The sequence below is a fragment of the Vibrio sp. 05-20-BW147 genome (assembly GCF_013369385.1).
Lineage (GTDB): Bacteria > Pseudomonadota > Gammaproteobacteria > Enterobacterales > Vibrionaceae > Vibrio > Vibrio floridensis.
In genome coordinates, this window is record NZ_SZTO01000003.1 from 179102 (window position 1) to 193440 (window position 14339).

11 protein-coding genes are annotated in these 14339 nt (G+C 45.1%); 4 read left to right on the forward strand and 7 right to left on the reverse strand.

Annotation, left to right across the window (positions count from 1 at the left end; genetic code table 11):
• Nucleotides 1-252: 252 nt before the first annotated feature.
• The 3 genes from FC652_RS03600 to pflA all read right to left on the reverse strand — a co-directional run bounded on the left by FC652_RS03600 (nt 253) and on the right by pflA (nt 2351).
• Nucleotides 253-753, reverse strand: coding sequence for a YfbU family protein (locus tag FC652_RS03600; RefSeq protein WP_176297510.1), 501 nt, complete (start codon nt 751-753; stop codon nt 253-255).
• 126 nt (nt 754-879) lie between these two features.
• Nucleotides 880-1545, reverse strand: coding sequence for an energy-coupling factor ABC transporter permease (locus tag FC652_RS03605; protein WP_176297511.1), 666 nt, complete (start codon nt 1543-1545; stop codon nt 880-882).
• A gap of 65 nt (nt 1546-1610) precedes the next feature.
• Nucleotides 1611-2351, reverse strand: a complete 741-nt coding sequence (pflA, locus tag FC652_RS03610; protein WP_176297512.1) for a pyruvate formate lyase 1-activating protein — start codon at nt 2349-2351, stop codon at nt 1611-1613.
• A 230-nt stretch (nt 2352-2581) separates the two neighbouring features.
• Between pflA and FC652_RS03615 the strand changes: the two genes are divergently transcribed.
• Nucleotides 2582-4462, forward strand: a complete 1881-nt coding sequence (locus FC652_RS03615) for a methyl-accepting chemotaxis protein (protein WP_176297513.1) — start codon at nt 2582-2584, stop codon at nt 4460-4462.
• 81 nt (nt 4463-4543) lie between these two features.
• On the opposite strand, the gene FC652_RS03620 is transcribed toward FC652_RS03615, so the two are convergent.
• On the reverse strand, nt 4544-5527 hold the full coding sequence (locus FC652_RS03620) for a lipid A deacylase LpxR family protein (protein WP_176297514.1): 984 nt from the start codon (nt 5525-5527) through the stop codon (nt 4544-4546).
• A 172-nt stretch (nt 5528-5699) separates the two neighbouring features.
• Nucleotides 5700-7133, reverse strand: coding sequence for a Na+/H+ antiporter NhaC (gene nhaC / locus FC652_RS03625; RefSeq protein WP_176297515.1), 1434 nt, complete (start codon nt 7131-7133; stop codon nt 5700-5702).
• 410 nt (nt 7134-7543) lie between these two features.
• On the opposite strand from nhaC, the gene asd reads away from it, so the two are divergent.
• Complete coding sequence (gene asd / locus FC652_RS03630) at nt 7544-8659, forward strand: aspartate-semialdehyde dehydrogenase (RefSeq protein WP_130251427.1); 1116 nt, start codon at nt 7544-7546, stop codon at nt 8657-8659.
• 117 nt (nt 8660-8776) lie between these two features.
• Nucleotides 8777-9298, forward strand: coding sequence for a prepilin-type N-terminal cleavage/methylation domain-containing protein (locus FC652_RS03635; RefSeq protein WP_176297516.1), 522 nt, complete (start codon nt 8777-8779; stop codon nt 9296-9298).
• A 48-nt stretch (nt 9299-9346) separates the two neighbouring features.
• Here FC652_RS03635 and FC652_RS03640 read toward each other — a convergent pair whose 3' ends face one another.
• Both FC652_RS03640 and FC652_RS03645 read right to left on the reverse strand, forming a co-directional pair.
• The gene (locus tag FC652_RS03640) at nt 9347-10207 is read right to left on the reverse strand and encodes an ion transporter (RefSeq protein ID WP_176297517.1); all 861 of its coding nucleotides are present in this window, start codon (nt 10205-10207) and stop codon (nt 9347-9349) included.
• 51 nt (nt 10208-10258) lie between these two features.
• On the reverse strand, nt 10259-10897 hold the full coding sequence (locus tag FC652_RS03645; RefSeq protein WP_176297518.1) for a YchE family NAAT transporter: 639 nt from the start codon (nt 10895-10897) through the stop codon (nt 10259-10261).
• Nucleotides 10898-11544: 647 nt separating this feature from the next.
• Between FC652_RS03645 and adhE the strand changes: the two genes are divergently transcribed.
• On the forward strand, nt 11545-14220 hold the full coding sequence (gene adhE / locus FC652_RS03650) for a bifunctional acetaldehyde-CoA/alcohol dehydrogenase (RefSeq protein ID WP_176297519.1): 2676 nt from the start codon (nt 11545-11547) through the stop codon (nt 14218-14220).
• Nucleotides 14221-14339: the final 119 nt, after the last annotated feature.

Genomic DNA, 14339 nt, shown 5'->3' on the forward strand with positions numbered 1-14339 from the left:
GCATTTATTTAAGATAGGCGAGAGTTTGTTGCTTGCAGATTTGGCAGGTTTTTTTCCCAGTTAAAGAGCTCGAACCAAGGTGAGACAAGGGAAGCTAGATGATTGAAAGAATGGGGGTTGTTAAATTAATGTTGAAGTTTTTTGTCGTGTAGATTGGGATTTTTTTGTCTTGCACGAACAAAAAAGGCTGACACTGGTCAACCTTTTATTTGAAATCTTGTCTGTTCGTCTGCGAAACGCTACGTTCTAAAACTAGGCATTAAAAATTTGGCGCAGTTCTGTCGCACATAAGTGGTATTGACGAGGGCACTTGCGCCAAGTCGCCAACATACGGCGGTATTTTTCCAGCATCGGCATTTGGCTGTTGAAGTGGTGGTCACCTTTATCGAATTGAGGGTAGAGACCTTCAGATTCGGTTAAGAATCGAACGTAGTGAACCAATTGTGCTTCAGAGGCAATATCAAAACCAAGGAACTGAAGGCGACGCTGATCAACCTGGGTAGATTCCTCCGCATCGAGCATGCGGAAAGACTCTTGCATTGCATGGTACATTTCCATCACATCGATAATTTCTTTACAAAGTGCTTCAGTGATGCAGCCGTAATCTTTGTTCAACTCACGCATTTGCAGCTCATAGCCACGCTCAACGATGGTCTGAAAACGCTGATATTTTTCGGCATTTTCAGGGTCGATCTGAGACATCAACTTGTACTGGTTGGATAGGATCAATCGTTGTGCATTCGACATTTCCATGGTGACCTCACTATATATTCTCTAATTGTGTTGTTGACGTTAGGTTAGCGGAACATCACACGATGAAACATGATCTCAACACAGTTTTAATGGGAAAAATGGAAAATTTGTTTGTTGATCTGAGCACTATTTTCGGTAGTGGTTGTAAATGTAATCACGGTCTGAAAAGACGCGTAGCCACTCTGGTTTAAAGACGCAGAGCACAGCTAAAGACATCCCATTGAGTAGCGCTTCAGGAAAGGCGAGCAGAGGCATAAAAATGAAATAGTTGTGCCATATGGTTTGCCAGTCGTAATGGCCAACATAGAGATGATAAAGGGCATTAATGAGAAGGTGAACGCTGCCAGTCAGTCCTGCGTTGAAAAAACCAGCAATGAAAATAAACACAAAGATGTTTCTCGGCAAATAGTGATAGCTGAGTACGAAAACCGCGTAAGAAAACAGAATCGGGGCGAGGGAAGAGAGGAGAATCGTGCTTGGCAATTGCTGTATCGTGAGATCACCAAACGCGGTGAGTAATGCGTAGACAGGGAGCGTGAGCAAAAATGCCATGCTCCAGCCAAACATCATGGTGAGCGTGGTCAGTGCCAGAAAATGGATGTATAGCCCTTCTTTGACTCCTGCTTGAGCATTCCAAAGCAAAAACAGCAGCAATATCACCGCAAATGTCATGTGTTGGAAAGGCTTGTCTGCCACTAGCTTCGGGAGAAAGGTTTTGAGGAAGTCATCTTTGCAACCAAACCCAATCACCAGCAAGATAACGCCTAAGCAAAAAAAGGCAAATACATCCATGTCATTCATACCTGTATATAAAACAATACCCACGTAAAGTGGGTATTGAATAACGAATACGATGCTTAGTATTTCACATTGCTATGGTATTGCGAAAGGATAGAAACAATATTATCCATCGTCTCTTTTGGTGGTGGATTCACCCCTTCCAGTGGATACTCTAGACCCAACGCTTCCCATTTGTGAGCGCCAAGCTTGTGGTAAGGAAGCAGTTCGACCTTCTCGATGTTGTCCATGTCTTTGATGAACTCACCAAGCATATGAGCTGCTTCAGGATCATCGGTATACCCAGGAACGACCACGTAACGAATCCAGGTTGTTTGCCCAATTTTATGCAAGTAGCGAGCAAAATCGAGAGTACGACGGTTGGAAACACCGATGAAATCATGATGAATTTCATCTTTCATGTGCTTGATATCGAGCATCACCAAATCGGTTGCTTCTAATACTTCGTCAACAACGTCAGTGTGCTTTCGGATATAACCATTGGTGTCTAGGCAGGTATGAATGCCTTCTGCTTTTGCTGCACGGAACAGATCACGCACAAATTCAGGTTGCAGCATCGCTTCGCCACCGGAGCACGTGATACCACCACCAGAGGCGTTCATAAAATGACGATAAGATTTCGCTTCCTTGATGATTTCTTCGACGGTGACCTCTTTACCGTCGTGTGTGTCCCATGTATCGCGATTGTGGCAATACATACAACGCATTAGACAGCCCTGCATAAAAACAATAAAACGAATACCTGGTCCGTCAACCGTTCCGCAGGATTCAAAAGAGTGAATACGACCCGTTGTTGTCATGTCTAGCTCTCAATTCTTATCAAATTTCGGCTGTTATTTTATTACAAAAACTGGGGTTAAAACAGTATGCAAAACACCGGAATGAGTCTCTAAGCGAGAAAACTGACTCCGCATGATGAGAAAAACCTAATAGCAGGCTAATGACATTTGTGTTGATTGTGATTATTGTTATAAATGTAAACATAACGTTAATTATTACAATAAGAAAATGTGCTGTAGGGAATTAGACCATGGATATGCTTGCGCTTTCTCAGAAACGTAAAATTCAGCTGTTTTTGAGTATTTTGACTTTGGGTTTTGTTGCACTTGCCGCTTACACCTCGAACCAACTCACCTCATTGACTGAACAGTATTCGCAAAGTAGTCGAGTATCGACTGGAGCAGGGCAGATCGCTCAAACCCAAGTCGAGCTGTTGCAGTTAACGGGAAAACTAGGCCAACTGACCGCTGCTAATGTGAATGCCGTTAAAGCGGACGTTACGCATTTAGAGCAAAACGTTCGTCAAGCGGGTGAAACTCTCGTTCAGTTTGACCTCACAACACAAGCCGACAGCATGCAGCAAGCGGTTGACGCGCTTGCAAAATCGTTGGCTCCGTGGCTCAGCGTTAAATCAGAACTTGGTTTTAATGTTGATGAAGGCAAATTAGGTCAGTTAAAAGATCTGGCGAAGGTCATTGAACAGAAGATCGAAGAAACGGGCATGGTGACGATTAACTCCGATTTTCAAGCCATGATCAAAACCCAGCAAAACTACTTGTTGCTGCCAAATGAACAGAACATGAAACTGTTTAATCGTGCGATGACGATGTTTGTTAACGTCTCAAACAGCTATGGCATGTTGGATATTTATGAGAAAGAGATCGAACAGTTTAAACAAACGTTTGTTCGAGTCAGTGAGCTCTCTCAGCAATTGGGCGCGCTTGAACAGCAGTTGAAAAACAACCAACGTGAAGCGATCAACTTAATTCAGCAAGCTTCAGAGCAGTTGAATGCAGTCGCGGATGATCAGCAACAGCGAGCCGCATCTTCAGCGGGTAAAACACAATGGTCAGTATTGATTGCATTAGCGGCACTGGCCGTGTTCACTATTGTGATTTTTTTGAGCATCAGTGTGTCGTTGACCCGCTCGCTTGACCGTATCAGCCAAGTGATTAAAGCGATCTCTAATGGTGACTTGTCTTGCCGTTTGACACTAAGCGACAACGCCAATGATGAGTTCAATCAGTTGTCTCAGTCGGTCAATGAAAGCTGTGAAAATCTTGGTAAGCTTGTTTCTGAAGTACAAGAAAGCAGTCATTCACTGGCTGGGCATGCAGGAGAACTGCGAGTCGGGCTTGACAAATTCGCTCATCACCAAGGCGAGATCCTTGGCCAAACCCAATTGCTTGCCTCGGCAACTGAAGAGGTGAGTGTAACAACGCAAGAGGTGTCTAATTCACTGGAATTCGTGACCCAAATTAGTCGCGCATCAAACCAAGCAGCAGAAGATGGCGGCAAAATCATTTCAGAAGCGATCGGCTCACTTGAGCAGGTCGCACAAATTCTCAACTCGGCGGCTGGGCACATCAGTCAATTAGAAGAAGCGTCCTCAAAAATTGACTCGGTGATGGACATTATCAACGGCATCGCCGAACAGACCAACCTACTGGCACTCAACGCAGCCATAGAAGCGGCCCGCGCTGGGGAGCAAGGACGTGGTTTTGCTGTTGTGGCCGATGAAGTTCGTAGCCTCGCGGTCCGCACTGTCGATGCGGTGAGTGAAATCACTGGCACCATTCAAACCATGAAAAATGAAAGTGCCGAGGTGATTCAATACATCAGTAGCTCGGGTCAAACGATTGAAAAAGGGCAACAAAAAGGGCATGAAGCGATGGATGCGCTCAAACACATTACTGCCAAAGCGGATGAAGCTAACCATCAAACAGAGATTATTCTCTCATCGATCAAAGAACTGGCCACCACCAGTCAATCCATGGCTGATAGCATGACGCAAATCTCTCAAGCGATGCGAGAACTGGAAAGTAACAATGGTGAGTTACGAGACGTCAGCCAGCTTGTTGATGACAGTTCTCGTCAGTTGAGTAACGAATGTCAAAAATTCACGATTTGATCTGATTTTGAAAAGCAAAAGCGGGATAACTCAATGATCCCGCTTTTTTCACTAGAACTTTTGGCGTTGAAAAGCCTGCCGTTAGAAAAAGGCGTACAGAGAAAGTGCGCCATTACCGTAGATTCGTTCTGGTGCTTCTTTGTATTCAGGGGTTTTAGCCGACAGCGCGAAGCTCATGCCAATACGACGATTATACAGCGCCACACCCGCGACAGCGGTACTTTGCCAGTTCTGTAGGGTCACATCATATAAGTCAGATGGCTCTGGTAATCCGGAGCGCTCACCTTCCAATGTGATGTCATTAAAGCGATAACGGTTTGAAAGCCCACTGTAAACAAACCATCCGTATGAGGAATTTCCCATCATGCTTGCGTGAAAAGGATTTTCGGTTGAAATACTCGCTGCGCCAAGTGTATTGGCCAAATCTGAACCGTAGCGAAACATCACACCAGATGCGACATCACTGCGGAAATTGCCTGCATTGGCTTCAAAAATATGGCTCATTTCCCAATTTGACTCAGTGAGATTTGCGGAACGTATCAGCAGGTCATGGCGTTGGTAACCAATACTACCAGCAACATAGTCATCCACTTGATATTCCCAACCATTGGGATCCGTCGAGCCAGTAATGCTGTGCACCAGCTTTTGTGCTTTTTCGGATAGCGCATTTTCGCCCGTGGTACCTAGCGTTAGGTTATAACGCACAGCTTGCTGTGGGTGAAGAGAAAGGTAGTTGAGCTCGGCGTGAAAGTAGCCCGCATAAGGACGATCATTCAAAACGGGAGTCGTCTGGGAAATATCAGCAGGCGTCCACATTTTGTGGCCTATTGAAAATTCCCATTTATCAACAGAACCGCCCAGTTTATCCGCCAAACTTAGACGACGGATTTGGTGCTCTGAACTTAAAGCGGGTGACGCATAAGCGAAGAAAATACCATTGGTGTAGTCTTGGTCTACGCCAAAAATTCCATCGTTGTCCAAGCTAAAGGCTGTGGTTGACTTTATCGAAGCAAAGGCACAATGAGTTGAGAGTGCCAATAAGCAGAAGATCTTAGGGTGTATCATGCTAAATTCATTTCGGCGATCACGTTACAGTTAACGATAGAAAGCGTAACAGAGTAAGGCTAATGCATCTTAGTTGAAAGATTATTTTTTAAAGAAGTGTGGGCCCACTAAAAGTACTTCCTTTAAAACAGTAGACAAAAAGCGTCTCGAGGACGCTTTTTGAAATAGACGACTAAGCCATTTTTTGTACCGTGACGCCTTGCTCTTTGTCACTGACTTCGGCGGTAGGCTCGCACTTGTCGACAAACCAACCCATGTAGGAGGTGAAAATCGTCACTGCGATACAAACAAAGCTCAACCACATAAACGGTGCATACGACAGGGTAGCGACACCAAGAATACTCGCCATGTAAATGCCGTTATCACTCCAAGGCACCATACCGGATGTTAGCGTGCCGCCAAACTCGGCATTTCGTGATAGATTCTTACGTTTGTAACCTAGGCGGTCGTAGTTTTTCGCACAAATCTTTGGTGTCAGAATCAGTGAAACGTACATCGCTGAACCGAACACGTTACCCATAAACGCTGTACCAATCGTGCTGGTTGCGAGAGAGCCGGCATTTTGCACGCGACGTTCAAACAGTTTCGCGATGGTTTCTAGCACGCCAACTTTATCCAGTAGACCACCAAAACCAAGACCAAACACGATCACGGCCACCGAGCCCAACATGGAGGACATACCACCACGGTTTAGGATGGAATCAATGAAATCAACGCCTGAAGAAATCGCAAACGGTGCCCAAGCAGTATTGAACGCGGTTAGGAAATCCACATCTTGGATCATCACGGCCCAAATAATACCCAGTAGAGAACCAAAGCTGATGACTGGGAATGAAGGCATGCGCATGGCAAGCAGTGCCAATACGATAATGACAGGAACAAACGAGTAAGGCGTGATGTAGAACTGCTGATCCATCGCTTTAATCACAGATTCTACTTGGCTCATGTCAACATTACCTGCGTAATGGAAGCCAAATGCTGTGAACATAATGCCGGTAATGATGTAGCTGATCAGAGCGATAGGCAGCATGCCTTTGATGTGCTCCATAACCTCAACGTTCGACATTGAAGAAGCAAGGATCACAGAATCTGATAGCGGAGACATTTTGTCACCGAAGTAACAGCCTGATAGTACCGCACCTGCTGTGATAGGCGCTGGTACGCCAAGGCCTTGGCCAATCCCCATCATTGCGATACCTGCGGTACCTGCAGCGCCCCAAGAGGTGCCTGTTGCAAGTGCTGTTAGGGAGCAAATGATCATAGTGGCTAAAAGGAAGATAGAAGGATGAATTGCCTTCAGACCATAGTAAATAATAGTGGGTACGATACCGCCGGAGATCCAGGTACCAACCAATGCGCCAACGGCTAATAGAATAAGAACAGCACCCAAACCATTCGAAATTCCGTTTAATGCCGCTTTTTCCAGGTCTTTATACTGATGACCTAGACGTAAGCCCAACACCATAATAATGAACCAGCCGATATAAAGTGCTAGCTGAATAGGTAGATCTAATTTCGCGGTAAACGAAAAAGCCAAAAGTAAAAACAATCCCAGTGAAATAAGCACTTGGGGAAGACTTGGTAAGCGAGTAATTTCTTGCTTCATATATTCCTCTGACAAATGTCGGGGCGTTAGAGGGATTACGCCCCCGTATGTTTAGGGTGCCTACATTACATCAGCATAGTGGATAATTCGATTTATTTAGTCTTTTGTTTTGATGTGGATCGGCGTAAGGCGTATTTTGTGAAATAATAAACTACTAAAATTTAAATTTATTAGATTTAAGTGTTGTGTAATGTGAAATAAATGTGCTTCATATGTAAATGTTGACTCGGGGTGGAAAAATCAGCACGGTCAGAGCTCTTACCAAAGCCAAATTATGAAGTTTTGCGACCTTAACAAATCAAAACGAAAAAGTTGGACGTTTCCATCAATTAGTGCTTGAGATTTTGCCTAGAAAATAGAACTATTAATGCAACTTTATTTTTTGTTTGAATACACGGAGAGTTAATGTGATGAGAGTGGGTTTAGTTGGTTGGCGTGGCATGGTTGGCTCGGTGCTGATGCAGCGCATGGTTGAAGAAAAGGACTTTGATCTGATTGAACCAGTCTTTTTCAGTACTTCTCAAATTGGTATTCCAGCGCCAAATTTTGGAAAAGATGCAGGCTTGCTACAAGATGCATTCAATATTGATGCGTTGAAACAGCTCGATGCAGTCATCACTTGTCAAGGCGGTAGTTATACTGAAAAGGTGTATCCAGCACTGCGTGAAGCGGGTTGGAAAGGCTACTGGATTGATGCAGCTTCTACACTGCGTATGGCTCCAGATTCGATTATCACTCTTGATCCTGTGAACTTAGCTCAGATTCAACAAGGCATCCATAGTGGCACAAACACCTTTGTTGGTGGTAACTGTACCGTTTCGCTAATGCTGATGGCGTTAGGTGGACTATACAAACAAGGTATGGTTGAGTGGATGAGTGCAATGACTTACCAAGCCGCTTCTGGTGCAGGCGCGCAGAATATGCGTGAACTGATTTCTCAAATGGGCGTGATCAATGATGCCGTAAGCTCAGAGTTGGCCAACCCATCAAGCTCTATTCTTGATATCGATCGTAAGGTTGCGGAAACGATGCGCAGCAGCTCGTTCCCAGTTGACAACTTTGGCGCGCCTCTGGCTGGCTCATTGATTCCATGGATCGACGTGAAACGCGAAAACGGTCAAAGTAAAGAAGAATGGAAAGGTGGCGTAGAAGCGAACAAGATCCTTGGTTTACAAAATTCTCCAATTCCTATCGATGGAACTTGTGTTCGTATCGGTGCAATGCGTTGTCATTCACAAGCGCTGACTATCAAGCTTAAGCAAAATGTCCCTCTTGATGAAATTGAAGAGATCATTGCGAGCGACAACGAGTGGGTTAAAGTGATTCCAAACGAGCGTGACATTACCGCACAAGAGCTAACGCCAGCTAAAGTGACAGGAACGCTTTCAATCCCTGTTGGCCGTTTACGCAAAATGTCGATGGGTGATGATTTCCTTAACGCATTCACCGTGGGTGACCAACTTCTTTGGGGCGCAGCAGAACCTTTGCGTCGTACGCTAAGAATCATCCTTGCTGAGAAGCAATAACTCAAGTATGAGACATCATTCTAAAAAGCGCCTAAAAGGCGCTTTTTTATTTTTTCAATGACAGTTCGTTGACATTGATGACCTAATTTAGCGTAGGTTTTGAGAGTGGTGTGCTGTATGTATAAGAAATTTCGAGGTTTTACGCTAATAGAATTGATCGTAGTGATTGTGCTTGTTGCCGTGTTAGCGGTGGTCGCTGCGCCAAGATTCCTGAATTTACAATCCGATGCACGGCGTTCCGTCGTTGAAGGTTTAGCTGGCGCCGTAACGAATGCGGCGGAGATGGCGTATGGAAAAGCCGCTGTGGAAGGGATGGAAGCGCTTGAATCCTACCACGTGCCAAATTACGGGGCTGTGCAATATGGTTATCCGAGTGTTTCGCGTGGTGGAATGGAAAGCTTCTTACAAATTGACACGGGCTACCATGATTTAGAACGTGAATGGGTTTGGGCTGCACACAATAATGGTTCAGTCTCAGATCCCGATTGGTGGATCATTACGCAGTCACAATGGTTGGCCGATGACAACATTGTGGATTTCAATAAAGCCATCGAAGAGAGCCGTTGCTACGTCAAATATACCGCCGCGATGGAACCGGGTGCGGACTTTGCAGTGGAAACCATCACAGACGGATGTTGAAGCTGCTACGGCTCATGCAACAAGGCTATCAAGCGCTCATACGAGCGCTTATTTTTTGTCGGCTTCTGTGCTTTGTACTGCGACCACTCGTTTATCGGGATCCGCCAGTTCACTGCCGCAGTGTTTGCAAAAGAGTGCATCGGATTCATGTCCAGCACGTGAGCAGTTAGGGCACTTGACCAATTGTCGGTGTGAGTTCATCTCTTGATTGAGTTCGGCGGTAATGATCCCCGTCGGCACCGCCAAAATTGAGTAACCGAGTAACATTGTCAGAGATGCTATGGCTTTGCCTAGATCGGTTTGTGGCACGAGGTCACCATAGCCCACGGTCGTAATGGTCACAATGGCCCAGTAGATACTTTTGGGAATACTGGTAAAGCCATTGTGTGGACCTTCAATTACGTAGATCAGGGCGCCAAATATGGTCACCAAAATAGCCACCGCGCTGAAAAATATCAGTATTTTTCTTCGAGCCATCAGCAAGGAGCGCATCAACAAATTTGAGTCTTGCAAATAACGAACGAGTTTCAGAATGCGGAAGATACGCATCACACGCAGCAGTCGAATGACGCCCATAAAAGCCGCTGATGGGAATAAGAAAGCAAGGTAGGTCGGCAGTATCGCCAGTAAGTCCACCACACCATAAAAACTGCGTGCGTAGGCGGTAGGTTTTGGTGAGCAATATAAACGTAGCAAATACTCGAGCGTAAATAGGGCGGTAAAACCGTACTCAAGGTATTTGAGTTCGCTTGCCCACTGAGCGCGAATCGATGGGATAGATTCAAGTAAAAGCACCAGCAGCGAGGTAAAAATCGCGACGATCAAGCCAATATCAAAGGCTCTGCCTGCAGGCGTGTGCGTACCGAAAATGATAACGTAAAGATGATGCTTGAGTGACTGGCGTGACATGATGTTGCGACATAGTTGAAACGTTGCAACATCATACCTTTAATTCTGGAATCAGGCTAATCCGGGGAAGAGATTGCGTAGACCATTGGCGATGAACTCGATGCCGAGTGCACCCAAGATCAGACCCATAATGCGGGTGATCACGTTGATGCCGGTTTGTCCTAAAAAGCGAACGATAATTGGCGCTGAGCGGAATAGCAGCCATGAACAAAAACTAAAGGCAGCAATGGTGATCACAATGCCCATGGTATCGAACATGCTTGGGTAGCGAGAGCCATAAACGATGGTCGAACTAATCGCACCAGGGCCAGCCATCAAAGGCATTGCCAAAGGCACAACACCAATTTGTTCGCGACTCACGTATTCCGATTGCTCTTGTTTGTTTTGTTTATCTTCACCCAACTTACCGCTCATCATCGAAAAGGCGATGCTAAGTAGTAGCAAACCACCGGCAACACGGAAGGAGTCGAGAGAAATGCTAAACATGTCGAGTAGCATCTGACCAGCTAGTAATGAAACGGTCAGAATAATCGCCACCGCCACATTGGCGGTAAGGGCGGTTTTGTGTTTTTCTTCCGGTGTCATGTGGCCAGTGAGTGACACAAATACCGGCATGATACCGACGGGGTTTACTGCGGCGACAAGGCCAAGAAAAAACTGCAGAAAGATAGCGACTTCGAACGTTTGCATCAGAGAAACCACATGGAAATTAGGTGAACGGCTTGACCGCGAAATATAGTCGAAAAAAGCATAGTTCACGAATGAAAAAAACTAACGTGTGGTGTGTTTGATTGTTGAGAAAAACTAATTATTGAAATGCGTGTGAAGTAATTTGTCATACTTTGTTGCGTATAATTTGCCTTGCTCATTCAATAAATTTACATAAACGTTAACATTCGCACATTTTTGATAAAAACTGAGTCGTCGTCTTTAGGAGGAGGGGGAATTGGATATACTCTCAGTAGCACAAAGTTTCACGTCTACATGTAATTTTATGTAATTTTGTAGATTTATAATGAAACTTTTTTACAAGGTTGCGTTGCTTATTTGTACGATTTGTTTGTTTGCATGCTTTTTGTTCGATATAAATTGAAAATTTATTTATCTATTTATCAATGATTTGAGTGAAATTATTGCGTTCATGCACCACTTTTGGGGTATTTAGAGTGTTGGATCTGATCCAAGTCAATTTTTTTCATACTCTGAAATATTATACTCAGCCCTGAAAGCGATTTACTAAGTCGGTTGCTAAGTAACTTACTGATTCACAGTAAGAGTGATAGACAAACAGCCTTACTAAAAAGTTTTTAATATTTGTTAATTTTAGGAGATTCCCTATGCCTGTTACTAATATGGCTGAACTAGATGCGATGGTTGCACGCGTTAAGAAAGCGCAAGAAGAGTTCGCTACTTACTCTCAAGAGCAAGTAGACAAAATCTTCCGTGCAGCTTCTCTAGCGGCTAACCAAGCTCGTATCCCGCTAGCACAAATGGCGGTTGAAGAATCTGGTATGGGTATTGTTGAAGATAAAGTAATCAAGAACCACTTTGCGTCTGAGTTCATCTACAACAAATACAAGGACGAAAAAACATGTGGCATCCTTGAAGAGGATGACAACCTAGGTACGATGACTATTGCTGAGCCAGTAGGTATCATCTGCGGTATCGTTCCAACCACTAACCCAACATCTACTGCAATCTTCAAATCTCTTATCTCTTTGAAGACTCGTAACGGTATCATCTTCTCGCCACACCCACGTGCGAAAAACTCGACTAACGATGCAGCGAAACTGGTTCTAGAAGCAGCAGTAGCAGCTGGTGCGCCAAAAGACATCATCGGTTGGATCGACCAGCCATCGGTTGAGCTTTCTAACGCGCTGATGAAGCACGATGACATCGCACTTATCCTTGCAACTGGTGGTCCAGGCATGGTTAAAGCCGCTTACTCTTCTGGTAAGCCAGCAATCGGTGTAGGTGCAGGTAACGTTCCTGTTGTTATCGATGAAACAGCGGACATCAAACGTGCAGTTGCATCTATCCTAATGTCTAAGACGTTCGATAACGGCGTAGTATGTGCTTCTGAGCAAGCTGCAATCGTTGTTGATGCTGTATACGACGAAGTGAAAGAGCGTTTTGCTTCTCACAAAGCGTACGTACTAAGCAAAGCTGAAGCAGACAAAGTTCGTAAAGTACTGCTCATCGATGGCGCACTAAACGCGAAAATCGTTGGTCAACCAGCTGCAGCGATCGCTGAAATGGCAGGCGTTAAAGTTCCTGCTGATACTAAAGTTCTTGTTGGTGAAGGCCTAGGCAAAGTGTCTTACGACGATGCATTTGCTCACGAGAAGCTATCTCCAACTCTAGGTCTATTCCGCGCAGACAACTTCGAAGACGCAGTTGCACAAGCAGTAACCATGGTTGAAATCGGCGGTATCGGTCACACATCTGGTCTATACACTAACCAAGACGTAAATGCAGACCGTATCCGTTACTTCGGTGACAAACTGAAGACTGCACGTATCCTTGTAAACATCCCAACTACTCACGGTGGTATCGGTGACCTTTACAACTTTAACGTTGCACCATCTCTAACTCTTGGTTGTGGTTCATGGGGTGGTAACTCTATCTCTGAGAACGTAGGTCCTAAGCACCTAATCAACAAGAAAACTGTTGCGAAGCGAGCTGAAAACATGTTGTGGCACAAACTACCTAAGTCAATCTACTTCCGTCGTGGTAGCCTTCCAATCGCACTAAGCGACCTAGAAGGTAAGAAACGCGCATTCCTAGTAACTGACCGTTTCCTATTCAACAACGGTTACGCAGATGACGTAGTACAACTGCTTAAAGCTCAAGGCATGGAAGTTCAAACATTCTTTGATGTTGAAGCTGACCCAACGCTATCAGTAGTACAGAAAGGCGCAGCAGCAATGCAAAGCTTCCAACCTGATGTGATTCTAGCACTAGGTGGTGGTTCACCAATGGATGCTGCGAAGATCATGTGGGTAATGTACGAGCACCCAGAAACTCACTTCGAAGAACTTGCAATGCGCTTTATGGATATCCGTAAACGTATCTACAAGTTCCCTAAAATGGGTCAAAAAGCTGAGCTTGTATGTATCACTACCACTTCAGGTACAGGTTCAGAAGTTACACCATTCGCGGTTGTTACTGACGACAAGACTGGTGCTAAGTACCCACTAGCAGACTACGAATTGACTCCTCAAATGGCAATCGTAGATGCGAACCTAGTGATGAACATGCCTAAGTCTCTAACCGCATTCGGTGGTTACGATGCAGTGACTCACGCTCTAGAAGCTTACGTATCTGTTCTTGCGAACGAATACTCAGATGGTCAGGCTCTACAAGCACTTAAGATGCTAAAAGAGTATCTACCTTCAAGCTACGCGAACGGTGCAAAAGACCCAATCGCTCGTGAGAAAGTACACAACGCAGCGACCATCGCTGGTATCGCATTCGCGAACGCGTTCCTAGGTGTATGTCACTCTATGGCGCACAAGATCGGTGCAGAGTTCCACCTACCACACGGTTTGGCGAACGCTCTACTTATCTCTAACGTGGTACGTTACAACGCGAACGATAACCCAACTAAGCAAACTGCGTTCTCTCAATACGACCGTCCACAAGCACGTCGTCGTTACGCTGAAGTTGCTGACCACCTAGGCCTAAGCCAAGCTGGTGACCGCACTGCTCAGAAGATTGAACGTCTACTAGCATGGTTGGATGAGCTAAAAGGTAACCTAGACATCCCAATGTCTATCCAAGCGGCAGGTGTTGCTGAAGCTGACTTCCTAGCGAAAGTTGATGAACTAGCAGTAGAAGCGTTCGATGACCAGTGTACTGGTGCGAACCCACGCTACCCACTAATCGCTGAGCTAAAAGAAGTTCTACTGGCTTCTTACTACGGTAAAGCTTTCGTTGAAGGTGAAACTTTCGAAGGTACGACTGTAATCAAGAAGAAAGCAGACCAAGTAGCGCCAAAAGCGAAAAAATAAGTCTGATACTTAGTCACTAAGTGTCAGCAAGAAGTAAGACTCAGGAATGAGGTAGGTTTTCGCTAGCACGAAACCTAAAAAAATCGGGAAAAAGATCAAAGCCCCAGTCGAAAGACCGG

Bases quoted from the DNA above. Each gene is read 5' to 3' on its own strand.
- adhE (WP_176297519.1), top strand. From the start codon at position 11,545: ATGCCTGTTACTAATATGGCTGAACTAGATGCGATGGTTGCACGCGTT.
- FC652_RS03640 (WP_176297517.1), bottom strand. From the start codon at position 10,207: ATGTCACGCCAGTCACTCAAGCATCATCTTTACGTTATCATTTTCGGT.
- asd (WP_130251427.1), top strand. From the start codon at position 7,544: ATGAGAGTGGGTTTAGTTGGTTGGCGTGGCATGGTTGGCTCGGTGCTG.
- FC652_RS03620 (WP_176297514.1), bottom strand. From the start codon at position 5,527: ATGATACACCCTAAGATCTTCTGCTTATTGGCACTCTCAACTCATTGT.
- FC652_RS03615 (WP_176297513.1), top strand. From the start codon at position 2,582: ATGGATATGCTTGCGCTTTCTCAGAAACGTAAAATTCAGCTGTTTTTG.
- pflA (WP_176297512.1), bottom strand. From the start codon at position 2,351: ATGACAACAACGGGTCGTATTCACTCTTTTGAATCCTGCGGAACGGTT.
- FC652_RS03635 (WP_176297516.1), top strand. From the start codon at position 8,777: ATGTATAAGAAATTTCGAGGTTTTACGCTAATAGAATTGATCGTAGTG.
- FC652_RS03605 (WP_176297511.1), bottom strand. From the start codon at position 1,545: ATGGATGTATTTGCCTTTTTTTGCTTAGGCGTTATCTTGCTGGTGATT.
- FC652_RS03600 (WP_176297510.1), bottom strand. From the start codon at position 753: ATGGAAATGTCGAATGCACAACGATTGATCCTATCCAACCAGTACAAG.
- FC652_RS03645 (WP_176297518.1), bottom strand. From the start codon at position 10,897: ATGCAAACGTTCGAAGTCGCTATCTTTCTGCAGTTTTTTCTTGGCCTT.
- nhaC (WP_176297515.1), bottom strand. From the start codon at position 7,133: ATGAAGCAAGAAATTACTCGCTTACCAAGTCTTCCCCAAGTGCTTATT.